Raw genomic sequence first — 24,938 nt, forward strand, 5'->3', positions numbered from 1 at the left:
AGCACAAAATACGGATGATGCCGATATGTGATCAGTCAGCTATTTTTCAAGCAGCATGGTATTAAAATTACCGGAACCAAGTTGCTTGCAATAAAACACCGGCTCTCAACCGGCCTGCACATTTAGGTCGTCTAATTTTTGAAGAGTTCAGAGGAAAGCGGCTGTGTGGCGCCAGACTGCGGAGTGTTGGCGCTGTTTTTGACGATATGAAAAAGGATCTCGCCTTCCTTGATCATGCCAAGGTCGCTGCGCGCCCGTTCTTCAATGGCTTCCAATCCTTGTTTCAGGTCATTGACTTCCGCCTCAAGCTTGTTGTTACGGTCTTGCAGCGCCAGATTATTGGCATGAGCGGTTGCGACTTCCTGCTCAACTTGCATGACTTTGAGCCAGCTTGCTTTACCAAACCATAATGGATATTGCAGTGCAACGATCAATAACAATAACAGGAAACTCAGCAGCTTCATTTGAGTTGATAAAATGCGCTCCGGCCGGCGTATCTGGCGCCATCACCCAGTTCCTCTTCGATTCGCAATAACTGATTGTATTTTGCGAGCCGGTCGGAGCGGGATAGTGAACCGGTTTTGATTTGTAGCGCGTTGGTGGCTACCGCGATATCGGCAATGGTATTGTCTTCGGTTTCTCCGGAACGATGGGAAATGACCGCGGTATAACCGGCGCATTTCGCCATCTCAATGGCGGCAAACGTTTCGGTCAGCGTGCCGATTTGATTGACCTTGATCAGAATGGAATTGGCAATGCCGCGTTTAATGCCTTCTTGTAGAATTTTTGCATTGGTAACAAACACATCATCACCAACAAGCTGGATGGTTTTACCTAATTTCTCAGTTAGCAATTCCCAGCCATCCCAGTCATGTTCGCTCATACCGTCTTCAATGGTGATGATCGGATATTTGTCGACCCATGATGCGAGATAGTCGGCGAATTGCGCCGAGGTCAGATGCAATCCATCCGACGCCAAATGGTATTTTCCGTCATGATAAAACTCCGAACTGGCGCAATCGATGCCGATGGCGACTTCCTTGCCGGGCTGATAGCCGGCTTGATCAATCGCTTGCACGATCAATTGCAGTGCGGCTTCGTTGTTATCCAGGTTGGGCGCAAAGCCGCCTTCATCGCCGACAGTCGTCGGCATGTTTTTACTGTTGATTAATTTCTTCAGGGTACTGAAAACCTCCGCGCCGCAACGGATTGCATCGCGGAAATCAGGAATCCCCAACGGCACCACCATGAATTCCTGCATATTGATGTTGTTGTTGGCATGCGCGCCACCGTTGATCAGATTCATCAACGGCACCGGCATCGACATCGAGGCGGCACCGCCCAGATAACGGTAAAGCGGAAGATTGCAATCTTCCGCGGCGGCTTTTGCCACTGCTAACGATACTGCCAGAATCGCATTTGCACCGAGTCTTGATTTGTTTTCGGTACCATCGAGCCGGATGAGTTCGTGATCGATAAAACGCTGATCGATAGCGTCAAGCCCCATCAAAGCTTCCGAAATCTCGGTATTGACGTTATTAACCGCCTTGAGCACGCCCTTGCCCGAGTAGCGCTGCGGATCGTCATCGCGTAATTCAACGGCCTCCCGCGTTCCAACCGATGCCCCGGAGGGGACGGATGCGCGGCCGATAACGCCGGATTCCAGCACGACGTCTGCTTCAATGGTGGGGTTGCCGCGAGAATCCAAGATTTCACGGCCGATGACTTCTACGATTGCACTCATGCTACTTTCTTCCTGTTCTTTGCTGTTATTAGTTGGTTAATCACTTATGATAATCGATCAGCGGGTTGATCGTTCTTGGGAATAAACCCTTTTTTCTGAATTATTTAGCTGTTGCGGACTACATGAATTTTTTCATCTTCGGTATGTTGGTGTTGATGGGAATAATTAATTGCTGCTTGCACGTAAGATTTAAAGAGCGGATGGCCTAAGCGAGGCGTGGAGGTGAATTCAGGATGAAATTGACAACCAAGAAACCAGGGGTGCACGGCTTCCGGCAATTCTATCATTTCGCACAAATGTTCTTCTTTGGATAAACCGCTGACACAAAGTCCCGCTTTTTCCAATTTTGGAATATAAAAGCTATTGACTTCATACCGATGACGATGACGCTCAATGATATGGTCTGCGCCATAGGTTTCCCAAGCGAGTGAATGTTTTTTCAGCAGGCATTCTTGCCCGCCAAGCCGCATACTGCCGCCGATGTCGGAATTCTCGTCGCGGATTTCGATCTGACCGTCACGTGTTCGCCATTCGGTAATCAAGCCGATGACCGGGAATGGGGTTTCCGGGTTAAATTCGGTGCTATGCGCGCCGATCATGCCGGTTTCGTTACGAGCATATTCCACCACGGCCAGTTGCATTCCCAAGCAAATGCCTAAATAGGGAATCCGGTGAGTGCGCGCGTAATGAATCGCCATGATTTTTCCTTCAACGCCGCGTTTGCCAAAGCCGCCCGGCACCAGGACCGCATCCATATTTTGCAGGCAATCGGTACCGTCTTTTTCGATTGCTTCGGAATCGATATAGACAATTTTGATCCGGCTATTGGTATGAATGCCGGCATGAATCAGCGCTTCCGACAGGGATTTGTACGATTCTGTCAAATCGACATATTTACCGACGATGGCGATCGTTACGTTATGTTTCGGATGTTCCAGGGCGTATACCAATTTCTTCCAAACGCTTAAGTCAGCCGGTTTGGCCAGGATATTCAATTTGTGGCAAATGATTTCATCGAGCATTTGCTCGTGCAGCAAAGCAGGGATTTTATAGATGCTGTCAACGTCGATTACGGAAATGACGGCTTCTTCTTGCACGTTGGTAAACAACGCGATTTTCCGGCGTTCTTCTTTGGGAACTTCGCGATCGGAACGGCATAGCAAAACATCCGGTTGAATGCCGATTTCACGTAATTCCTTAACGGAATGCTGCGTCGGCTTGGTTTTTAATTCGCCGGCCGAACCGATGTAAGGGAGTAATGTGAGGTGGATGAAACAGGTGTCGGTACGCGGATTCTGAACGGCCATTTGCCGGATCGCTTCGAGAAAAGGAAGCGACTCGATGTCGCCCACCGTGCCGCCGATCTCGATGATTGCGACTTGCGCATCACCAACGCCCATTTGAATATAGCGCTTGATTTCATCGGTAATATGCGGGATCACCTGCACGGTTCCGCCAAGGTAATCGCCACGGCGCTCTTTGCGGATTACGCTTTCGTAGATTTGCCCGGTGGTGAAGTTATTATGCCGGGTCATGCGCGTGCTGATAAAACGCTCATAGTGCCCTAAATCAAGGTCGGTTTCAGCGCCGTCTTCGGTGACGAATACTTCGCCATGCTGGAACGGACTCATGGTGCCGGGATCGACATTGATATAAGGATCCAGTTTGAGCATGGTGACTTTGAGTCCGCGTGATTCAAGCAATGCCGCGAGGGACGCGGCAGCAATCCCTTTACCAAGTGAAGAGACAACACCGCCGGTCACAAAGACATATTTGGTCATAAGTGATTATCGTACCTTGAAGAGTTCATAGGAACAGAAGCAAAGCATTATATTTCGTATAAATCAGCAATGTGATCAATGTGCATTAGCGAATTTCTGCAAGTAATCGACTCATCATTTGTTCAGATTGATAAAGATAATTGCCGCCGAAAAGATTCAAATGATTGAGGATGTGGTATAAGTTGTACACACTTTTGCGGATATTATAACCGGAATCCAAAGGATAATTATAGCGGTACGCAGAATAAAAATCGGGCGGGAAGCCACCGAATAATTCGGTCATGGCAAGATCCGCTTCGCGGTCACCGTAATAGACGGCCGGATCGAATATTACCGGATTACCGTCGCCGTCATAGGCGTAATTGCCGCTCCAGAGGTCGCCGTGTAGCAATGAAGGCAATGGCGCTGCGCCGGAAAAAAATTTCTCCAGATTTACTAGCAATTGTTCCCCGAGTTGTTGCAATTTTCCATTAAATCCATTGCTCTTGGCCAAATCCAATTGATAGCCCAGGCGCTGCTTCCGCCAGAATTCGGTCCAATCCGCGCAAACTGTGTTTATTTGCGGCGTAGTGCCCAAGGTGTTGTCGCGGTGCCAGCCAAACTGCGGGGAAGTGATGCGGTGCAGGGCGGCAAGTTGTTCCCCAAAATCGGATCCATGACTGTTGGCACCCTTGTTGAGATTGAGATACTCCAATACCAGCCACGCATTTTGCCCGTCTTTTCCGTGACAGACAGGCTGCGGTACACGAATCGTGCCGGATTGCAGGATTTCCTGAAGTCCCGCCGATTCCGCTTCAAACATGGGAAGGTTACGGGGTGAGTTTAGCTTGACGAAAAAGTGAAACCTGCCGTCGCTGACTCGATAAGTCTGATTGATGCAACCGCCACCGATCGGGTCAGATTCCTGAATGGTGAAAGTCTTTCCTAAGACCGCGGAAATCTGAGTGCTGATGCCGAGCCAGTTATGCACGCGACGAGTCAGGATCCGCTGTTAACCATTTTTTGGCTTGCTGAATCGCGATTTGCACTTGCTCCGGTGCTGTGCCGCCAGTGTGATTGCGGCTTTGCATCGATCCTTCAAGCGTTAGAACGGCGAAAATATCGGCTTGAATCTGAGGGGAGAATGCTTGCAGCTCCGGTAATTCGAGCTTGCCGAGATCACATCCCTTGCGTTCCGCGTATTGCACCGCTTGAGCAACGATTTCATGCGCATCGCGGAATGGAATCCCTTTTTTCACCAGATAATCGGCTAAATCCGTTGCGGTGGCGTAGCCGCGTAAAGCCGATGCACGCATAGCCGCCTGATTGACTTCAACGCCGCCGAGCATATCGGCGTAAATCCGGAGCGTATCGGTCAGGGTGTCGACGGTATCAAAGAGCGGCTCTTTATCTTCCTGGTTGTCTTTATTGTAAGCCAACGGTTGCGCTTTCATCAGTGTCAATAATGCGATCAAATGGCCGTTGACACGCCCGGTTTTGCCGCGCACCAGTTCGGGAACATCCGGATTTTTTTTCTGCGGCATGATCGATGAGCCGGTGCAGAAACGGTCGGCCAGTTGAATAAAACCGAACGATGGGTTCATCCAAATGATCAATTCTTCCGACATGCGGGATAAATGCGTCATGATCAAAGCCGCACAAGCGCTGAATTCAATGGCGAAATCACGATCCGAGACGGCATCCAGCGAATTTTGGCAAACGCTTTCAAAATCCAATAATTGCGCGGCCCGTTCCCGGTTGATCGGATAGCTGGTGCCGGCCAGTGCGGCAGCGCCCAGCGGCAACTGATTCACGCGTTTGCGGCAATCGGCCAGGCGTTCGGTGTCGCGCTTCAGCATTTCGAAATACGCCATCAAATGGTGTCCGAAAGAAACCGGTTGCGCGACTTGCAGGTGAGTAAAGCCCGGCATCACCGTGTGCAGATGCTGTTCCGCCAGATCGACGATAGCCTGTTGCATGGCTTTTATGAGTTGAATGATGTGATCGATCGCGGTGCGTAAAAACAGGCGGATATCGGTAGCAACCTGGTCGTTGCGCGAGCGGCCGGTGTGCAATCGCTTACCGGCATCGCCAATCAAAGCCGTCAAGCGTTTCTCGATATTCAAGTGAACGTCTTCCAGTTCCAGCAGCCAGGGGAATTGCCGGTTTCGTATCTCTTCAAGTATTTGTTGCAAGCCTTGTTGGATGGCATGGAAGTCGCCGCTGCTGATAATGCCTTGTTCGGACAGCATTTGCGCATGTGCCAGTGAACCTTGGATGTCGTACTCAGCCAATCGCTGATCAAAATTCACGGAGGCGGTATAGCGTTTTACCAACTCTGACACTGGCTCACTGAAACGTCCTGACCAGGTTTTGTTGCTATCTTCCATATCTTTCTTATCGTTATTCATTGTATTGCTGGATCTCCGGTTGGCGGCGCCCTAATCGTGGATGCTGCATTATAAATCATAAATGCTGGCGAAATAATTGAGCGGGTTTGCGATATTTGCGTGTTTGGCGCGATTTTGATGCATAAATAACAAAAGCAACATCAGACCGCGCATCTATTTGGCGTGCGCTACTTTTCCTGATCTGAGGATTCATGGATAATCGAGCTTTATATCTGCTACCCATAACACAAGGAGTCATCCATGACGGATTACAACAAACAAAACCCGAATCAACAATCGAAAGCTGAAACATTATTTTCGTTACTAAGCGCCAAATTTGAGTGGCTGGCTAAAATTCCGACGATGCAATTACCCGCCAAGCATGCTGCAATTCTGATTGGCATTATCGTTGTGTTGCTGGTGTGGAAAACCATTGCGGTCAGTAAGGTGGAATCGGATATGGCGAAAAAACTCGAAAACGAGCGTGTGCTGATTACCCAGCAAGCCCGCGAATATGCCGATCAACAATATGTCAAGGAAGAAGAGCGATTTGGCCAGGTCTTGTCTTGGGCGGTGCGTGGTGAGTTGATTCGTAATAATGTCGATCAAATCGATCAATATCTGAGCGAAATCGTCAAAATGAAAGACACGGAACGGGTCGTCTTGATCGGTGAAGACGGGCAATTGTTGGTATCAACCGATAAGCGCTTGGAAGAAACCAAAGGCGTGGAGATCTACCCTAAAGAAATTTTGAATCTTCAAAAGATTACGCTTCGTTCCGACGTCGAAGGCAAAAAGATTCTGGTTGTTCCGGTGATGGGACTGAACAAAAAAATAGCCACGGTGGTGGTCAGTTACAAACAACCGAAGTTTTAAGCGACATGCGTTGCGTTTAATTTTCCAGTTGCAGTCAGATGAAGGGCCTTTGTGTGAACAAAGGCCTTTTTTATTGAATGCGCCGGATGTGCGCACCTAAAGCGGATAATTTTCCCTCGATATTTTCATAACCGCGATCCAAGTGATAGATCCGGTCAATGACCGTTTCGCCTTGGGCAACCAAACCGGCGATGACGAGACTTGCAGAAGCGCGTAAATCGGTTGCCATGACATACGCCCCATCCAATTGCGGGATGCCGCAAATAATGGCGGCGTTGCCTTCGACTTCGATATTGGCGTTCATGCGTTTTAATTCCTGCACATGCATCAGCCGGTTCTCAAAAATGGTTTCGGTGATGATAGCGGTGCCATCGGCAATGCAGTTCAATGACATAAATTGCGCTTGCATATCGGTTGGAAACGCGGGGTAGGGTGCTGTGCGCACATTCACCGATTTCGGCTTGGTTTGCATGCTCAGATGAATCCAATCTTCCGCGGAATTGATGCAAGCGCCGGCTTCTGTCAATTTGTCCAGAACGGCATCCAGCATATGCGCTCCGGTGTTTTTTAGGTGAATTTCACCGCCGGTGGCGGTGGCGGCGACCAGAAAGGTACCGGTCTCGATCCGGTCCGGCATGACCGTATGTTCGGCGCCGTGCAATGAAGATACACCTTCGATCGTAATAATGTCGGTGCCTGCCCCATGAATTTTTGCCCCCATTGCTTTCAGACAATTGGCCAGATCGACAATTTCCGGCTCCCGCGCGGCGTTTTCCAGGATCGTCGTGCCCGCTGCTAAAGTAGCCGCCATCATCAGATTTTCGGTGCCGGTGACGGTGACAATATCGAAAACGATACGCGCGCCGTGCAGTTTGTTCGCGACTGCATGGATGTAACCATGTTTGATCTGAATTTCCGCGCCCATGGCCTGCAAACCTTTGATGTGCTGATCGACCGGACGCAAGCCGATGGCGCATCCGCCCGGTAATGAAATATTGGCTTCGCCGGCGCGAGCCAGCAGAGGGCCGAGCACCAAAATTGCAGCGCGCATGGTTTTAACCATTTCATATGGTGCAATCAAATTCGTCAAAGTTGCAGCGGAAAGTGAAACTTCGGATGCGCACGGGGTAATTACGGTTGTGCCCATTTGCTTGAGCAATGACAGCATGGTGGCGATATCCTGAAGCGCCGGCACATTCTTTACCGTCAGTGTTTCCGCTGTCAGCAACGCTGCACATAACACCGGTAAGGCTGCATTTTTTGCACCCGAAATCGATACTTCCCCTTGTAATGGCAATCCGCCTTGGATAATCAGTTTCTGCATGGCTTGGAAATTGAGTAAAAGCTCGAAAAATTCCGGCTTGGTTGAAATGTACCTGAGTTCACTGCATCATAATAGCGTAGTTTATACAGCTTACAATGTGTGCAAGCGGCAACTATAGCAAAAAAAGCCGAATACATTCACCAGGACAGGAGAAAAAATGACGAAGCAAATTATCCATACCAACGATGCGCCCCAAGCGATTGGCACATACTCACAAGCAGTCCGGGTCAGTAAGGGGGACACGGTTTATTTGTCCGGTCAGATCGGATTGGATCCGGTCAGCATGCAAATGGCGGAAGGGATTGAAGCGCAGATCCAGCAAGTATTTTCCAATCTGAAAGCGGTGGCGAAAGCAAGCGGCGGCAGCTTGGGCGATGTCGTCAAGTTGAATATTTTTTTAACCGATCTGGATAATTTTGCGCTGGTAAACGAAATCATGGCCGGTCATTTCTCGCAGCCGTATCCGGCGCGTGCGGCGGTAGGCGTCAAAGCTTTGCCGCGTGGCGCATTGGTGGAAATGGATGCGGTGATGGTACTATCCGACTAAGCGATTAGCTTCATTGCGTTGGCAGTGTCGGTTGATGATGCGATGCACATAAGCCCCGGCGTGCAGGAAAAATTATCACGTTTAGGCATCCGCACGGAATGGGATTTGATTTTGCATTTGCCGATCCGGTACGAAGACGAAACACATTTGTTTCCGATTGCGGATGCGCCGGCCGGACAAATCGTGCAAGTCGAAGGGGTGATCATTCATAACGAAGTGGTGACGCGCCCGCGAAGGCAATTAGTGTGTCAAATCGAAGATGGCAGCGGTGTCTTGGTGATGCGCTATCTGAATTTCTATGGCAGTCAAATCAAGACTTACGCGGTAGGAAAGCGTGTACGGTTGCTGGGCGAGATCCGCCACGGTTATCATGGGATGGAAATGGTTCATCCCAAATGCCGCATCGTGTCTGTAAGCGAGCCGCTCGCTGATACGATGACACCGGTATATCCGGTTACGGCGGGATTGCCGCAGAAGACGCTGGTAAAACTCATCGGACAAATGCTGCAGAATGCCGGACAAACAAAAATGTTGACTGAAACCGTACCGGATACGGTGATCAAACATTATCAACTGGCTGGTTTCAGCGCGAGTGTGATCAATCTGCATCATCCTGCGCCGGATGTATCAATCGGATCATTACAAAACCGGACGCACCCATCCTGGCGGCGCATCAAATTTGATGAATTGCTGGCGCAGCAATTATCGATGCGATTGCATTACCGGCAGCGGCGTCAATGCAGCGCGCCGGTACTGGCGCCCAAAAATCAATCGGCTGCTAAACTACTGGAGCGGCTGGCTTTCAGGTTGACAGCCGCGCAAATCAGGGTGTTTGATGAAATCAGCCGTGATTTGGCCGCGCCGTATCCGATGCAACGCTTATTGCAAGGCGATGTTGGTAGCGGTAAAACCATCGTGGCTGCGCTGGCTGCGCTACAGGCGATTGAGAATGGGTTTCAAGCGGCGATCATGGCGCCGACCGAAATTCTTGCCGAACAGCATTTCCGAAAGTTGTCTACATGGTTTGATCCCCTGGGAATACGAACTGCCTGGCTATCGGGAAGTCAGAAAAAGAAACAAAAGCAGGAAGCGCTGGATGAAATTTCAACCGGGGTGGCGCAAATGGCCGTGGGAACTCATGCATTGTTTCAAGACCAGGTGTTGTTTCAGCAATTGGGACTCGCCATTATCGACGAACAGCACCGGTTTGGTGTGCAGCAACGCTTGGCATTACGGATGAAGGGCGCGCAGTCTGAGCAAGTGCCGCATCAGTTGATGATGAGCGCGACGCCGATTCCACGTACGTTGTCGATGAGCTATTTCGCCGATCTGGACGTTTCGATTATCGATGAGTTGCCGCCCGGCCGGTCGCCGGTAGTGACTAAGTTGATCGCGGACAACCGCCGCGATGAAGTTATCGCGCGGATACAGCAAGCCTGTTCACAAGGCAAACAGGTATATTGGGTGTGCCCGTTGATTGAGGAATCGGAAGTTTTGCAGTTGCAAACCGCGGAAGCCACCTATGCAAATCTAACTGCGGAATTTCCGCATTTGACTGTCGGATTGGTGCACGGGCGCTTGTCTCCGCAAGAGAAAACCGAGGTGATGGATCTGTTTAAGCGAGGCGCTATTCAGCTGCTGGTCGCGACAACGGTGATCGAAGTGGGTGTCGATGTGCTCAATGCATCGTTAATGGTGATTGAGAATGCCGAGCGCATGGGGTTATCGCAGTTGCATCAATTACGCGGGCGCGTAGGCCGCGGAGCCGAGGCCAGTATCTGCATCTTGTTATTCCAGCAACCCTTGTCGGAAGTGGCGCGTCAACGATTGCGAATCATTTTTGAGCATTCCGATGGTTTTGAAATTGCCCGCCAGGATTTGCAGTTGCGTGGCCCCGGCGAATTCCTCGGCGCCAAGCAGAGCGGTGTGCCAATGCTGCGCTTTGCCGATCTTGAGCAAGATGGCGATTTACTGGAAGCCGCGCAAGCTACCGCAAATGAAATGCTCGATCATTATCCGGAATTGGCGCAACAACACATTGATCGTTGGTTGGGCGATAAAAGCCAATATTTGCGGGTATAAAAATTTACGAAAAGGTGATGTAATTGATTGTAAAGGATAAAGTTTCTTGGGTGCGATTGTTGTTTCAAGTCCGCGGTAGTAGCTTAACGGAAACCTGGCCGCGGATTTTGGGTGTGACCATGGTTGCGATGGTAGTGACGTATGTGGAAATGTATTACGGCATCCAGAAATACACCCTCACAACCACGCCATTTGCGTTAATAGGCGTAGCGGTCGGTGTTTTCTTGGGGTTTCGCAATAACGCGTCCTACGATAAGTTCTGGGAAGGCCGTAAACTTTGGGGAACCTTGGTCAATACGACCCGCAGTTTGACGCGCCAGGCTTGTCATATGATCGATTCGCAGCGGGATCATGACGAAGTCAAGCAGTTTCGTACGGTTTTTGTTAAACGTATCATTGCTTTCACACATGCTTTGCGTTGTCATTTGCGTAACGAGGACCCGGCGGAAGCTATAAAAAAGTTCTTACCTGCGGATGATTTTTCCAGCGCGATTGCGTCAGCACATCGGCCGTTGGCGATTCTACAACAACTGAGCAATGATCTGGCCGTAGCGCGGCAACGTCAGTGGCTGGGGGAGTTCAATCATCCCTTCATGGAAGCGCAACTCAATGAATTTTCCAATGTCCTGGGTGCTTGCGAGCGCATTAAAAACACCCCGATTCCGTTCAGCTATTCGGTATTGATTCACCGCATCGTCGCGGCGTATTGTTTGTTTTTGCCGTTTGGTCTGGTTGAAATGACCGGTGTGCTGACACCGGTTGTAGTACTGATGATTTCTTATGCGTTTTTTGAACTGGATGCGATCGGTGATGAAATTGAAAATCCTTTCGGCTTGCAACCGAACGATCTGCCGTTGACTGCAATTTCACGAAATATCGAAATTAATTTGCTGGAGTTGATCGGCGACCCCGATCGGCCGGAAGTTTTGAAACCGGTGAACGATTTGTTAGTTTGATGGTGTACCGGTCACCGGAAGTTGGTGACTAAGCGCCACATACAACGCGGTTGCGCCCTTGTTCTTTGGCCTGATACAAGCGGGTATCCGCCATAGACATGAAGCTGTCGATGGTATCCGCCTTGCCGGGTATCTGCGTGACGCAACCGATTGATACGGTCAAATATTGCTGGGTGCTCATGTATTGATTGGGAATATTCAGATCCTCGATTTTTTTTCGGATAATCTCCGCAAATTCCGCAGTACCTTGATGATCGAGATTGGCTGCGAGAATGCAGAATTCTTCACCGCCGAGACGAAAAGGGAAATCGCCGGGACGATGGCAGATTTCTTTTAGCTTCTGACCCACTTGAATCAGCACCCGGTCGCCGGCGCTGTGGCCAAGTTGATCGTTGATTTTCTTGAAATGGTCGATATCCAGCATGATCAAAGCGAGCGGAGCTTTATCGCGCTTGGCTCTTTTCAATTCGCGGGCAAAGACATTATTAAAATGCCGCCGGTTATACAGATCGGTCAGTTGATCCGTAATCGCCAGCGCTTCCAGTCTCAGATTGGCTTTGAGCAGTTGCTTGTTAGCTTTATGCAATTCCTTTTCGATCGCAAGCCGTTTGTGGCTTTCGCGCATCAATTCCAATGTTGTGGACGATAAACTATCGTACATGTGCATGACAGTTTCAATGACGAGCCGGATCGAGCCGCTCATTTTCTTGTCGGATGCTATCTTCGCATCATCGAAAGACAATCCTGCATGACGATGTTGTATAAAAAATGCCATGCGTTTGTCGCTATCGAGGATATGGAAAGCCAGCCAGCGGATCAGAAAAAGAATGATACTTTCAATCACCTCGGTATGCGATCGAGTGGCTTCACTTTCTTTAAGCTCAAGCACTTTAGGAAGAAACGATGAATGACTGAGCTGATGCGAGGAAAGCCAGGAGTCATCGCCTAAATGCTCGGCCCAGATCGCTTCTTCCGTTTCAAAATGAAATTCGGCGTATTGTGTCAGTTTGGTAAAAATATCATTGGTTTCTAGCAGGTTGCCGCGAGTCAGTGTGGCAGCCAATTGATTAAGCAATGAAACAAGCTTTCTGTGTTGTGCATCAATAACCGCAATTCCGGTATCAAGATTTTCATTCCAGGGAAAGACTTCCAATTTTTCCAAAGGGCTATTCATTCAATGTTTTGTGCAAAATGAGAAAAGTAGTGAAAGATAATTCAACGCAAATTATTGGGTATCAGAGCCTTTAGTGAGCTATCAGAAATAAATTTAACACGCTTCTGCATAAGGGAAAGTATAAATGGAATGAATTATTAAATTTTGCGATAACAATTTCTACGATGCCTGGGCCTTTTTGTGATAACGAAAATTGTTGGAACGATTCTGCATGGCTGGGTTTGCTTTGTAATTCCTTCGCAAAGACTGTTGTATAATCCTGATTCAATTTTTTAGCGACTTTGTTTCCGCTTCCGGATCGTATTTTTATCATGCAACCTTTTGAAGTAATCGCTTTACCCCGATGAATAAAGCGTATCCGTTGGCCTGGCATGGGGCGTTGACCTCGGTTTCATATCCTCAGCGTATTTGGTTGCAAGATCGCGGTTCTTTGACACGCCGGATCCAAGAACGTTGTTCACATTTCTTCGTGCAACCGGTGTTTCAGTCGCTACGCAGGGTGTACGGCGACGAATTGGATATCTTGCAATTACGCCCTTGCGAATGGGCCATGGTGCGGGAGGTTTATCTTTACTGTGATCAGAAACCGGTCGTATTCGCGCACTCGGTGGTGGCGCGCAAGAATCTGCGCGGCGCATGGCGAGGTTTGAGCGGTCTGGGCAATAAATCGCTTGGCACCGTTTTGTTTACAAACCCGAAAATAAAGCGCACTCCTTTGGTGTTTAAAAAAATCGGGCGTGGTCATTTTCTGTACGAACGAGCCTGCCGCCGGTTGCCGGCAAAGCCGCCGGTTTTATGGGCGCGGCGTTCGCTGTTTACGTTGCACGGGCAATCGATTTTAGTAACTGAAGTTTTTTTACCGGGTATTTTGGATTTACCGTCATGAGCATGGCAGATCGAATTCAAACTTACGCGCAATTGATGCGCTTGGACAAACCGATTGGTATTCTGCTGTTGTTATGGCCGATGCTGTGGGGGTTATGGTTTGCTGCCGAGGGGCAACCGGATTGGCATATCCTCATCATTTTCGTTGCCGGTACGGTGTTGATGCGTTCCGCCGGGTGCGTAATCAATGATTATGCTGATCGTGATTTTGATCCGCATGTCGAACGAACCAAGAATCGTCCGATGGCGTCGGGGCGGGTGAATTCCAAGGAAGCGTTGTTGCTGGCGGGGGGATTGAGTCTGGTCGCATTTCTGCTGATTTTGCCATTGAATCAATTGACGATTTTGTTATCGGTGCCAGCGCTTTTTCTGGCCGCTTCGTATCCCTTCACCAAACGGTTTTTTGCGATGCCGCAGGCTTATTTAGGCGCTGCCTTCAGTTTCGGCATACCGATGGCGTTTGCTGCGCAAACCGGGAGCCTGCCGGCGATTGTCTGGATTCTGATGCTGGCGAATTTATTTTGGGTGATCGCCTACGATACGGCGTATGCGATGGTTGATAAACCCGATGACTTGAAAATCGGCATTAAGACTTCGGCAATTACGTTTGGACAATTCGACGTGGCGGGTGTGATGGCATGCCACAGTTGTTTCATCGCGATCATGGCGGTAATCGGACAATTGCAGTCGATGAATTGGGCTTATTACGCCGGCCTGGCAGTTGCGGTGGCTTTGATTGTCTATCAATACGCATTGATTCACAACCGTGACCGGGCCTTGTGTTTCAAGGCTTTTTTGCACAATAACTGGGTGGGCATGGTGGTATTTGCCGGTATCGCACTGGATTTTCAGATTTTTCCGCGCTAAGGATTTTTAATGCACTATAAAGACCTGCGTGATTTTTTAGCGCAATTGGAAGCGATGGGCGAGCTTAAACGCATTGTCACGGCGGTTGATCCCGCGCTGGAAATGACGGAAATTTGCGATCGTGTTTTGAAGTCGCAAGGACCGGCATTATTATTTGAACATCCCAAAGGACATGCCATACCGGTACTGGGTAATTTGTTCGGCACACCGAAGCGGGTGGCGTTGGGCATGGGGCAGGAATCGGTCGAAGCGCTGCGCGATGTTGGAAAATTACTGGCGTATCTAAAAGAACCGGACCCGCCCAAAGGACTCAGGGATGCCTGGGAAAAACTGCCGGTGTTGAAACAGGTACTGAATATGGCGCCGAAGGAATTGAGCAACGCGCCGTGTCAGGAAATTGTGTGGGAGGGCAGTGATGTCGATCTGGGCAAGCTACCGGTTCAAACTTGCTGGCCGGGTGATGTTGCGCCGTTGATTACTTGGGGTCTGACCGTTACCCGGGGACCGAATAAGACCCGGCAGAATTTAGGTATTTACCGCCAGCAGGTCATCAGTCCTAATAAAGTAATCATGCGCTGGCTGGCACACCGCGGCGGTGCGCTCGATTTTCGTGAATTCTGCTTGCTCAATCCAGACATGTCCTACCCGGTGGCTGTCGCCTTGGGAGCCGATCCGGCAACCATTTTAGGCGCTGTGACGCCGGTGCCGGATACATTAAGCGAATATCAGTTTGCCGGCTTACTGCGCGGCGCTAAGACCGAAGTGGTGAAATGCATCGGTAACGATTTGCAAGTTCCCGCGAGTGCCGAGATCGTACTCGAAGGTGTGATCCATCCCGGCGAAACCGCACTGGAAGGACCCTATGGCGATCATACCGGTTATTACAATGAGCAGGAAACCTTCCCGGTATTGACCATCGACCGCATCACCATGCGGCGCAATCCGATTTATCATTCCACCTACACCGGTAAACCGCCGGATGAGCCGGCGATTCTTGGCGTGGCGCTGAATGAAGTGTTCGTGCCGTTGCTGCAAAAGCAATTTCCGGAAATCACCGATTTCTATTTGCCACCGGAAGGCTGTTCGTATCGCATGGCGGTGGTCAGCATGAAAAAACAATACGCCGGACATAGTAAACGTGTGATGTTCGGTATCTGGAGTTTTTTGCGGCAATTCATGTATACAAAATTCATCATTGTGACCGACGACGATATCAATGTCCGCGACTGGAAGGAAGTCATTTGGGCGATCACCACCCGGGTCGATCCGGTGCGTGACACTTTGCTGGTGGAAAATACCCCGATCGATTATCTCGATTTTGCCAGTCCGATTTCGGGGCTGGGCGGCAAGATGGGATTGGATGCGACGCATAAATTTCCAGGAGAAACCAGCCGCGAGTGGGGAACACCGATCATGATGAATGATGAGGTTAAAAAACGAGTCGATGCGATGTGGCAGGATTTGGGGCTATAAATGCGTGAGATTTGGCAAACCATTCTGCTGCTGACCATGAGCAACGTGTTTATGACCTTTGCCTGGTACGCGCATTTAAAAGAGCTCAATCACAAGCCTTGGGTGATTGCTGCTTTGATCAGCTGGGGGATCGCATTTTTTGAATACATGTTACAGGTTCCCGCCAACCGGATCGGTTTTACGGTTTTATCCGTCGCACAACTTAAAATCCTGCAGGAAGTCATTACGCTGTCAGTGTTCGTGCCCTTTGCACTGTTGTATTTAAAAGAACCGCTGAAATTGGATTATTTATGGGCTGCATTGTGTATGGTTGGTGCGGTTTACTTTATGTTTCGTGCGCGATAAATCCTTCGAATGCATGATTTGTCGCATGCAATGACTGATTTTTGGTGGATAGGGTACTGAAATAAATAGTACAATAGCTTGCAAATCAATTAATCAGATCCGCTAAATGTTAATAAGATTCGGGTGAATACATTGGATAACAAGTGGAGCATGCATTTAAGCCTATTCAATTGGGATTCCCAGCATTAGTTTCAAAATGAATATACGAATTTCCTACAGTATACTCATCCTGGTATTTTTTCTGATTTTGCCACTGACCGGTTGGAGTAAGCGGCCCGCTCAACCAGTGGAGAATGAAAAAAAATCCATCGTCAAACCTCAAAAAAAGCCGGTGTCAATCGAAGCCGATTACATTAAAGGTTATTACAAACAAGAAATCGAAGCGACCGGTAATGCCGTGTTACATCACGGTGATAACGTGCTCACTGCCGATCGCATGAAGTACTATGAACAATCCGAGGATACCGAAGTAGAAGGGAATATCCGCCTGGAAAGACCTAAAGACGTGTTGCAAGGTAAGCACCTGGAATTGAATATGCAAACCGAGGTGGGGCAGCTGACCGAGCCGCGCTATTCGATGAAAGAGGGCGAGGGCCGTGGTTCCGGAGATATTTTATTGTTCGAGGGCAAGGATCATTACCGGGTGAAAAAAACCAGTTACACGACTTGCCCGGAAGGAAATCATGACTGGTATTTGCGTACCAAGGAACTGGAAGTCGACAACAAAAAAGAAATCGGTACCGCCAAACACGTGCAAGTGGTATTCAAAGACGTGCCGATTTTGTATTCACCCTGGTTGGATTTTTCCTACAGCGGACAGCGGAAATCGGGGTTACTCGCGCCGGTTGCCGGTTATAATGCCAGAACCGGCTTTGATATGGGTTTGCCGGTTTATTTCAATATTGCGCCGAATCTGGATGCTACCGTTACACCCCGCATCATGACCGAGCGCGGTTTCTTGCTCAGTAATGAAATGCGGTATATCGGCAGCAATAATATGAATGGCCATTTGCTATTCGATATCCTTCCGCATGACATTCATACCAATCAAACCCGTTGGGGTGTTTTGTACACGCACACGCAAAGTCTCGCCAGCGGCTGGCGAGGTTTTTTGAACTATAATCAGGTATCCGATGATCGCTATTTCCGCGAACTGACTCCGAACCTGGCGCAAACCAGCTTGACTAACCTGTCGCAACAGGGCGGTTTTACGTATAACGGGCGGTTGGGAAATGATGGCGCGGTGCATTTCACCGGCTTTGCGCAGCGTTTCCAGACGCTGCAGGATCGGTTTGCATTGTTTGTTTCTCCCTACGAGCGATTACCGCATCTGGCCTTAAACGCGACCAAATATAATGTCGGGAAATTGGATTTTGAAATGCAGAGCAGTTGGACAAACTTTTATCATCCGACACTGGTCGATGGTAACCGGACGATCCTGTATCCCACTGTCAGCGCACCGCTGCGGAATGAATACGGCTATATCACACCAAAGTTCGGTTTGCATTACACGCATTATAATCTTGCCGCGCCGGTCGACGACAAAGGGGAAAACATCAATCGTGCTGTTCCGATTGTAAGTTTGGACAGCGGCATTGCGTTTGACCGTCAAATGAAAATGGGTGGTAGAGATTTTGTGCAAACCTTGGAACCGCGTTTGTTTTATGTTTATGCGCCTTATCGTAACCAAAGCTATTTGCCGAATTTCGATTCCGCGATCAATGACTTCAGCTTCGCCCAGATTCTGACCGAGAATCGTTTTAGCGGCGGCGACCGGATTAATGATGCGAACCGGACGGTGCTGGCTTTGACATCGCGATTTATTGAAAAGGAAACGGGTATCGAGCACTTGCGTATTGCCGTGGGTCAGCAAATCAATTTTACCGATCCGCGAGTTAGTTTGCCTTTTCCGCAAGTTACCAGCGGCAGAAATGATTTTGTCGCCGCCGTGTCGGGCCGTTTGACACCGACGCTCAGCACCGATTCCAATATTCAGATGGATGAATCCAGAGGCTGGATAGAAAAAGTCCGGAGTGGCGTTAGTTACCAGCCGAAGCCAGGGAAAGTGCTCAATTTCGGCTATCGTTTTTCCCGCGAAGTACTGGAACAGGTTGATACTTCTTTTCAGTGGCCGCTGTACGGGAACTGGCATGGTGTGACGCGGGTCAATTATTCGCTGAAGGATGACAAGATTCTGGCTGGGTTAGCCGGTCTCGAGTATAACGCCTGCTGTTGGGCGCTCAGACTGGTGATGCAACGCTTGACCACAGCGACACAGACGACTACCACGGCATTTTTTGTACAATTGGAACTGAAGGGGTTGATGGGAATCGGCAACAATCCATTGCAAGTATTGCAACAGAGTATTCCGGGTTACACCAGCGTTCATTGATTCGGTTGATTGTAATCTTTCTTCTAGTATCACTATCTTATGCATAAGAGATTCTGTTCCTGCATTTTTCTTCTTATTATCAGCAGCTTTTCTATTTCTGTCAGTGCCCAAGAATTGGCTTTTGTTCCAGCCGCCAGACCAATTAATCATATTGTCGCGGTGGTCAACGAAGACGTTGTCACCCGCCAAGAGCTAGACGAAGCCATTAAGATGACGGTTGCCCGGTTGCAGCAGCAGGGCATGCGCATACCCGAGCAGCAGGCTCTGGAAAATCAAGTATTAGAGTCAGTGATCACCAAACACATCCAACTTCAACATGCTAAAGAAGTCGGTTTGTCGGTGGCCGAAAGCGAAGTGGATGAGACTATTCAACGCATTGCCGAGGATAATAAGCTGTCGCTTCCCGAATTTTATGCCGCGCTGGAAAATGAAGGTGTCAGTTATGGCAAATTTCGTGAGGAAATCCGTGATGAAATGATTATGACACGGCTTAAGGATAGAGAAGTTAAGAATCAAGTGAACGTGACGGAAGGGGAAGTCGATAATTATTTACAAACTCAAGAAGCGAGCAGTGACGGTCAGGAAGAATTCCGGTTGGCTCATATCATGGTTCTGGTTACGGAGAATATGAATAGCAGTCAAATCGAGCAAAGGGCTGAGCGAGCGGAAATGGCACTGGCAAAGCTGAAAGAAGGCACGGATTTTGCACAAGTAGCGGCGGAATTTTCGGATGCTGCGGATGCCAAGACCGGTGGAATTATCGAATGGCGGCCGGTTGCTCAATTAGGACCATCTTTTGCGCAACTGCTGGAGTCAATGCAACTGGATGAGATTACACCAGTGATTCAGAGTCCGAATGGTTTTCACATTTTTAAATTATTGGGCAGGCGTGCCCAGGAAGTGCCGACAGTCATTATCGATCAAACCCACACTCGTCATATACTGATAAAAATTAACGAACTGACGTCGGAGAACGAAGGGAGGCAGAAAATTCTTGCGATTAAAGAACGATTGGATAATGGCGAAAACTTTGAGGAAGTCGCCAAGCTTTATTCCGAAGATTCCAGCGCTTCCGCCGGTGGTGATCTCGGTTGGCTCTCACCGGGTGATACCGTGCCTGATTTCGAACGCACGATGAATGAATTGTTGCCGGGGCAGATCAGTGAGCCTGTGCGGACACAATTCGGCTGGCATCTGATCCAGGTGCTGGAACGCCGTTCGCAGGACATCAGTCTTGACCGGCGCCGTCAGGCAGCGCGGCACGCAATACGCACCCGGAAGGCCGATGTGGTGATTCAGGAATGGTTGAGGCAATTACGTGACCAGGCCTATGTGGAATACCGTTTGGACGAAGAATTATGAGCGAAAAATTTATTCCCGCGCTGGCACTGACGGCAGGCGAGCCTGCCGGGATCGGTCCCGATTTATGCGTTCAAATTGCGCAACAACCATTACCGTGTAAATTGGTGGTGATCGCGGATGGTGACATGTTGCTGCAACGCGCGCGGCAACTGAAATTACCCTTGAAGCTTATTGACGATGCGGCGATTGCACCGGCTCAACACCAACCCGGCGATCTGCAATTTATGCATGTTCCATTAGCTGAACCGGCGGTAGCGGGAAAGTTAAATTCCGCTAACGCTCGTTATGTTTTGGCGACCTTGCAACAAGCGGTAACTGCCTGTCAAACGGGAATAGTGCATGGTATGGTAACGGCCCCTGTTCATAAAGGCGTGATTAATGATGCCGGCATCCATTTCTCAGGCCACACTGAATATTTAGCTGAATTGACGCAGAGCGCGGTGGTGATGATGCTGGCCGGTGGTAACATGCGAGTAGCATTGGCAACGACACATCTGCCGCTCAGAGCGGTTGCGGATGCTATCATTGCGGACGATATCGAAAGTAAATTGCGTATCATCCGGAAAGACCTGATAACACGTTTTAACATTGACGAACCTCGTATTGCCGTCGCAGGGCTTAATCCGCATGCGGGTGAATCGGGTCACTTGGGGCGAGAGGAAATCGATGTGATTATCCCGGTACTGGATAAGCTTCGTTCCGAAGGTATGCAGTTAATAGGTCCGCTACCTGCGGATACGTTGTTCAGCCCGGCGCTGTTGAAGCATTTTGATTGTGTTTTTGCGATGTACCACGATCAAGGCTTGCCCGTTTTAAAACACGCCAGCTTTGGCGAAGGTGTCAACATTACACTTGGATTACCCATCATTCGCACATCGGTTGATCACGGCACGGCTTTGGAATTGGCCGGCACCGGGCGTGCTCATACGGGAAGCTTGCTGGCAGCCATAGAATCAGCTGTGCATTTAGCGCGAAATCAGGCTCTGCTCAGTGATCAAGCGGCATAATCCACGCAAGCGGTTTGGTCAGAATTTTTTAATCGATCAATCGGTTATCGCGCAAATAATCTCAGAAATTCATCCCCAGAAGGCTGATCGGATTATTGAAATTGGCCCTGGCTTAGGTGCGTTAACCAGACCGTTACTCCGGATGGTCGATCATCTGGATGTGATTGAAATTGATCGTGATATTTCGGCTTGGCTTCATCACGAGCTTGCATCGGAGAAATTGACCATTTTTACGTCGGATGCGCTTAAATTCGATTTCTCAAGTTTAGGCAGAAAGTTAAGAATCATCGGAAATCTGCCTTACAATATCTCGACGCCTTTGTTATTTCATTTGAGCCAATTTGCAGAAAACATACACGACATGCACTTTATGTTGCAAAAGGAAGTCGTTGAGCGAATGGTTGGAGCGCCTGATACTTCTCAGTATGGCCGGCTCTCGGTAATGTTGCAGTATCGTTTCGATATGGCGTATGTTATTGAGGTTTCGCCTGAGTCTTTCAATCCGGTGCCTAAAGTTGAATCAGCCGTGGTTCGCATGATCCCAAAGAAGGATTCGGTTATAACAGCCGCGAATGATGATTTGTTTTCAAGAATAGTTATAGCGGCATTTTCTCAGCGGCGTAAGACACTGCGTAATGCTTTGTATCATTATTTGAAGCCGGAAGATTTTATAGCGTTGGAGATTGACCCCGGCGTTCGTGCTGAAAATTTATCTGTGGAAAAATTTGTTGCGATTGCAAACCATTTGAACCAAAAGGATTGATCTGCGATCATTTATTTTTTCTTATTTGCTCTTGCTTTATGATGTAACGTTGTATCATTGTCTGCATATTTCCTTTAAGTTCAATAAATTGACAGCCGGCACGAAAGCAATTCTGGCCGCTTCGCAATGTAATCTCATATGTGTTTTTTACCTGAATGTTGACAGTGATAGTGCCTATTTCAGGAAGCGCAATCTGGCAGTTGTTATAAACGGTACCAGGTTCGAAGTTGATGACAGGGTGCTGATCGATAACAGCAATCCCGCCGCAACTGATGTCGAGTAGCGCGACTTCGGCGTTAGCATTTGTTCCGGGGATCGGAATAACGCATTTCATTGGTTTTGCAATCGGCGTTGTTATACGGAAATGACTCCGGCGCTGGATGCGTAAGAGCGATTCAGGTATGTTGACTGCAAAAGCATCCTGACCTTCAAACTGTAGTTTTCTGACTTGACTACAAACGAATTCTATTTTTACCCGGTTTTGTGTGGTAACTATTGCTAATTTTTCAGACTGCAGCGCTTTTTGGCAACATTTTTCATTAGCGCCGTAATCAATGATCATCTGCTTTTTATCCGGATAAATTGCAAGGATGGATGATAAGATGAAATCGCTATCATAATTTGGATAGACGGTGATCAGTGAATTTGCTTGCATGATTTCACGAAGGATAAAAAGGATATCGATTTCCGAATGAATCCGGAAATTTTCACTATTTTCTTCCTGAGCAAATTGGGTCGGTTCCAGTACTGAAGAAGTTTCAGATCGTTGATTCGAGATTTGCATAGTTATTATTTCCCCGGATTATTTTGCATTGAATCAGTATCATGCATAGATAATGGATTTGTCTTTCCTCGCTCTAAGCGATAGAGCCACGCAAGCAGTTCTGCAACGGCAACATAAAGTTGTGGAGGAATGCGATCATCTAAGTCTACTTGCATCAACAATGAAACCAAATCACTGGATTCATGAACATAGATGCCTGCTTCCTTTGCACGTTTAATAATTTCTTGAGCAATCAAGCCCCGACCTTTAGCAACCACTTTGGGTGCAACTTGCCCTTCCCGGTATGCGAGAGCAACTGCGGTCAGATGTGATTCATTTCGTCCCATTGTGCTGAACCTCAACTGATTGGATATTCAATCCAGCCGATTTTAAATCTGCAGTAAACGGTGCTTGATTGATCTTCAAAAGGCTGGCGGTGTCTGCTTCCGAAACATGCAAGCTAATCCTAAGACCCTGCGAATTGAATCTAATGGTGGCGATAACTTCACCAAGTTGCGGCATCGATAGTTTTATTTTCGTCCGCCATTGCTCGGCGGATTCATTTTCATTACGATTGTCATCGTTTTGTGGATGTTCATCAATTTCCCACTCCATCAATTGCCCTTGCCAGACTTCTCCTCGCCATAATAAGTGGCCAGTCTCAAGCGTGTTAAGCTGCTGTTGAATCAACGGAATTATCTGGCTATGCACAGGCATGTCAGAATTAAGGGCTGCGGTATTCCCTACTTTTGCTGGCGATGAATCCATCGATAACACCATCAATTTTCCTTGTGGTTCTTGTTGTAAATTTTCAAGCTTTGTTTCTCCATTGATCCACTGTGCTTGATGTGATTCATAGAATAATCCACTTTGAACAATTGTTTTTTGCAATAAACCGGGTAATTCGGTCTTATTTATTGGATTTCCAGTCAAAATAGGCATAGAGCTGCTGACGGCAGGAGAACTGGGGGGTGGTTTGGTTGCGGTTTGTTGCAAAACATCTTGTATGAGATTACCGAGAAATCGGCCTGCAGTGCTGATTGATATGTTTTCGTCGGTTCCAGGGGGAAGGGCATTAAGGAGGAGGAATTTTAAATTCGGTTCTTTTGAACTAAATACGAGATCAAGTTTATGTCCTGGTTGCAGGTATTCAGGTAATTGCATTTGCAGACGTTGACCGGCTACCAAAACTTGCGAATTTCCATTGAGTAATCGCGCTTCAATTACTGCTTGATATTTTTCGCCTTGTATAAATTCGTTTACGGTACTCGAAGCAGGAGTAATTGCCGTAACCGGTGTTATGGATGTAACAGGTTTTATTGGGGGTGCAGTACCATGGGGTATTTCGATTTTTGGGACAGAAGGGATCACGACAACTTATCCATCTCAAGTTTAGAAAGTCTGTTTACAGCATGTTGTAAAGGATTCAGCTATTAGATGATGGACTGATAGGCTTGTTGTAAGCTGTATGTCCGGTCTCTTGTATTAAGCATGCCTTCAAGTTTTTTTAACCAAGGTTCTGTGATCGCTTTAATTTGAGCGTCATCGGCCAGGATTTGATGGATTATTTTTATTTTTTTTTGAAGTAGTTCTTCATCCAGGATGGGATCCGGGTCATTTTTAATTAATGAGTCGGTCAATTGTCTGCACTCTTTCTCAAGCTTGGTCAATTGATCCCATTCGCTATTTTGTGCAGCAATAAGCATTTTTCCGGTAGTGGCGAGTATTGCGTTATAAGTCATCAGTGTTTGAGAGTTGTTCATCGTATGGAATGCCCTTTTTCTATAAAACTATCTAACATGCAGAGTTTCTTTTTGAGTTTCAGCAAATTGCCCAATCTCCTTCCATGCGCTATGGAGTTCAGATAAAAGCTTATTAACCTCAGTAATTTTTTCTACGTTGTTCTGAATATTGGCGACTAATAGCTGATGTGTCATGTAATCATACAGTGCTTGTAATTTTATGGCTAAATCTCCACCAGCATTCATATCCAGACTTGCTTTTAAGCCATGATCAATAATCATGATGGCTTTTGAGATCATTCGTCCTTTTTCGGCAATTTCGTTAAGCTGCATATGCATTTTTGCTCTATTCAGAGCCTCTTGCGCACCTTCGAACAGCATCAAGATAAGCTTGTAAGGATCGGCAGCTTCAACACTTGTTTCAACGCCAATACGTTGGTAGGCAGAGATGGCAGAGTTCCCGGCGGTATACATAATGATTCTCCT

The 24,938-nt window shown here is 48.2% G+C and carries 24 protein-coding genes; 12 read left to right on the forward strand and 12 right to left on the reverse strand.

What is annotated here, in order from left to right; all coding sequences use genetic code 11:
- Positions 1-131: 131 nt before the first annotated feature.
- From ftsB to argH, 5 genes are all read right to left on the reverse strand, one after another.
- Positions 132-464 carry a cell division protein FtsB gene (ftsB, locus tag RBH92_RS06070; RefSeq protein WP_292923308.1) on the reverse strand — a complete coding sequence of 111 codons (333 nt, stop codon included), beginning with the start codon at positions 462-464 and terminating at the stop codon, positions 132-134.
- Positions 461-1,744, reverse strand: a complete 1,284-nt coding sequence (gene eno, locus RBH92_RS06075; RefSeq protein ID WP_307933717.1) for a phosphopyruvate hydratase — start codon at positions 1,742-1,744, stop codon at positions 461-463. Before eno ends, ftsB begins: the two co-directional genes overlap by 4 nt.
- A gap of 104 nt (positions 1,745-1,848) precedes the next feature.
- Complete coding sequence (gene pyrG / locus RBH92_RS06080) at positions 1,849-3,525, reverse strand: CTP synthase (protein WP_307933718.1); 1,677 nt, start codon at positions 3,523-3,525, stop codon at positions 1,849-1,851.
- Between the two features lie 85 nt (positions 3,526-3,610).
- Complete coding sequence (locus RBH92_RS06085; protein ID WP_307933719.1) at positions 3,611-4,495, reverse strand: fructosamine kinase family protein; 885 nt, start codon at positions 4,493-4,495, stop codon at positions 3,611-3,613.
- On the reverse strand, positions 4,488-5,894 hold the full coding sequence (gene argH, locus RBH92_RS06090; RefSeq protein ID WP_307933933.1) for an argininosuccinate lyase: 1,407 nt from the start codon (positions 5,892-5,894) through the stop codon (positions 4,488-4,490). Before argH ends, RBH92_RS06085 begins: the two co-directional genes overlap by 8 nt.
- Before the next feature lie 261 nt (positions 5,895-6,155).
- On the opposite strand from argH, the gene RBH92_RS06095 reads away from it, so the two are divergent.
- Entirely contained in the window at positions 6,156-6,770 is a 615-nt protein-coding gene (locus RBH92_RS06095; protein WP_292923316.1) for a hypothetical protein, read from the forward strand.
- A 70-nt stretch (positions 6,771-6,840) separates the two neighbouring features.
- Here RBH92_RS06095 and murA read toward each other — a convergent pair whose 3' ends face one another.
- Entirely contained in the window at positions 6,841-8,094 is a 1,254-nt protein-coding gene (murA, locus tag RBH92_RS06100; protein ID WP_307933720.1) for a UDP-N-acetylglucosamine 1-carboxyvinyltransferase, read from the reverse strand.
- Positions 8,095-8,251: 157 nt separating this feature from the next.
- Between murA and RBH92_RS06105 the strand changes: the two genes are divergently transcribed.
- The 3 genes from RBH92_RS06105 to RBH92_RS06115 are packed head-to-tail and all read left to right on the forward strand — an operon-like array spanning position 8,252 to position 11,679.
- Complete coding sequence (locus tag RBH92_RS06105; protein ID WP_292923320.1) at positions 8,252-8,641, forward strand: RidA family protein; 390 nt, start codon at positions 8,252-8,254, stop codon at positions 8,639-8,641.
- A 42-nt stretch (positions 8,642-8,683) separates the two neighbouring features.
- Positions 8,684-10,723, forward strand: coding sequence for an ATP-dependent DNA helicase RecG (gene recG / locus RBH92_RS06110; protein ID WP_307933934.1), 2,040 nt, complete (start codon positions 8,684-8,686; stop codon positions 10,721-10,723).
- A gap of 23 nt (positions 10,724-10,746) precedes the next feature.
- Positions 10,747-11,679 carry a bestrophin family protein gene (locus tag RBH92_RS06115; RefSeq protein WP_307933721.1) on the forward strand — a complete coding sequence of 311 codons (933 nt, stop codon included), beginning with the start codon at positions 10,747-10,749 and terminating at the stop codon, positions 11,677-11,679.
- Between the two features lie 28 nt (positions 11,680-11,707).
- On the opposite strand, the gene RBH92_RS06120 is transcribed toward RBH92_RS06115, so the two are convergent.
- Positions 11,708-12,853 carry a GGDEF domain-containing protein gene (locus RBH92_RS06120; RefSeq protein WP_307933722.1) on the reverse strand — a complete coding sequence of 382 codons (1,146 nt, stop codon included), beginning with the start codon at positions 12,851-12,853 and terminating at the stop codon, positions 11,708-11,710.
- Positions 12,854-13,196: 343 nt separating this feature from the next.
- Between RBH92_RS06120 and RBH92_RS06125 the strand changes: the two genes are divergently transcribed.
- The 8 genes from RBH92_RS06125 to rsmA all read left to right on the forward strand — a co-directional run bounded on the left by RBH92_RS06125 (position 13,197) and on the right by rsmA (position 21,947).
- A complete protein-coding gene (locus RBH92_RS06125) occupies positions 13,197-13,739 on the forward strand; it encodes a chorismate--pyruvate lyase family protein (protein ID WP_307933723.1) in 543 nt (180 codons plus the stop codon).
- On the forward strand, positions 13,736-14,605 hold the full coding sequence (ubiA, locus tag RBH92_RS06130; RefSeq protein WP_307933724.1) for a 4-hydroxybenzoate octaprenyltransferase: 870 nt from the start codon (positions 13,736-13,738) through the stop codon (positions 14,603-14,605). The genes RBH92_RS06125 and ubiA overlap by 4 nt, the downstream gene beginning before the upstream one ends.
- 9 nt (positions 14,606-14,614) lie before the next feature.
- Positions 14,615-16,078 (forward strand): 4-hydroxy-3-polyprenylbenzoate decarboxylase, encoded by a 1,464-nt coding sequence (ubiD, locus tag RBH92_RS06135; protein WP_307933725.1) that lies wholly within the window; start codon positions 14,615-14,617, stop codon positions 16,076-16,078.
- Entirely contained in the window at positions 16,079-16,423 is a 345-nt protein-coding gene (locus RBH92_RS06140) for a DMT family protein (protein WP_292923329.1), read from the forward strand.
- Between the two features lie 196 nt (positions 16,424-16,619).
- On the forward strand, positions 16,620-18,815 hold the full coding sequence (locus RBH92_RS06145; protein ID WP_307933726.1) for an LPS-assembly protein LptD: 2,196 nt from the start codon (positions 16,620-16,622) through the stop codon (positions 18,813-18,815).
- 39 nt (positions 18,816-18,854) lie between these two features.
- The gene (locus tag RBH92_RS06150; protein WP_307933727.1) at positions 18,855-20,177 is read left to right on the forward strand and encodes a peptidylprolyl isomerase; all 1,323 of its coding nucleotides are present in this window, start codon (positions 18,855-18,857) and stop codon (positions 20,175-20,177) included.
- Positions 20,174-21,184 (forward strand): 4-hydroxythreonine-4-phosphate dehydrogenase PdxA, encoded by a 1,011-nt coding sequence (pdxA, locus tag RBH92_RS06155; protein ID WP_307933728.1) that lies wholly within the window; start codon positions 20,174-20,176, stop codon positions 21,182-21,184. The genes RBH92_RS06150 and pdxA overlap by 4 nt, the downstream gene beginning before the upstream one ends.
- Positions 21,171-21,947, forward strand: coding sequence for a 16S rRNA (adenine(1518)-N(6)/adenine(1519)-N(6))-dimethyltransferase RsmA (gene rsmA / locus RBH92_RS06160; protein WP_307933935.1), 777 nt, complete (start codon positions 21,171-21,173; stop codon positions 21,945-21,947). Before pdxA ends, rsmA begins: the two co-directional genes overlap by 14 nt.
- Before the next feature lie 7 nt (positions 21,948-21,954).
- Here rsmA and RBH92_RS06165 read toward each other — a convergent pair whose 3' ends face one another.
- From RBH92_RS06165 to fliS, 5 genes are all read right to left on the reverse strand, one after another.
- Positions 21,955-22,731, reverse strand: coding sequence for a flagellar brake protein (locus RBH92_RS06165; RefSeq protein ID WP_307933729.1), 777 nt, complete (start codon positions 22,729-22,731; stop codon positions 21,955-21,957).
- A 5-nt stretch (positions 22,732-22,736) separates the two neighbouring features.
- Positions 22,737-23,057, reverse strand: coding sequence for an EscU/YscU/HrcU family type III secretion system export apparatus switch protein (locus RBH92_RS06170; protein WP_307933730.1), 321 nt, complete (start codon positions 23,055-23,057; stop codon positions 22,737-22,739).
- Positions 23,044-24,081, reverse strand: a complete 1,038-nt coding sequence (gene fliK / locus RBH92_RS06175; protein WP_307933731.1) for a flagellar hook-length control protein FliK — start codon at positions 24,079-24,081, stop codon at positions 23,044-23,046. The genes RBH92_RS06170 and fliK overlap by 14 nt, the downstream gene beginning before the upstream one ends.
- Positions 24,082-24,143: 62 nt before the next feature.
- On the reverse strand, positions 24,144-24,473 hold the full coding sequence (locus RBH92_RS06180; protein WP_307933732.1) for a flagellar protein FliT: 330 nt from the start codon (positions 24,471-24,473) through the stop codon (positions 24,144-24,146).
- A gap of 27 nt (positions 24,474-24,500) precedes the next feature.
- On the reverse strand, positions 24,501-24,926 hold the full coding sequence (gene fliS / locus RBH92_RS06185; RefSeq protein ID WP_307933733.1) for a flagellar export chaperone FliS: 426 nt from the start codon (positions 24,924-24,926) through the stop codon (positions 24,501-24,503).
- Between the last annotated feature and the right edge of the window lie 12 nt (positions 24,927-24,938).

The sequence above is a fragment of the Nitrosomonas sp. sh817 genome (assembly GCF_030908545.1).
GTDB lineage: Bacteria > Pseudomonadota > Gammaproteobacteria > Burkholderiales > Nitrosomonadaceae > Nitrosomonas.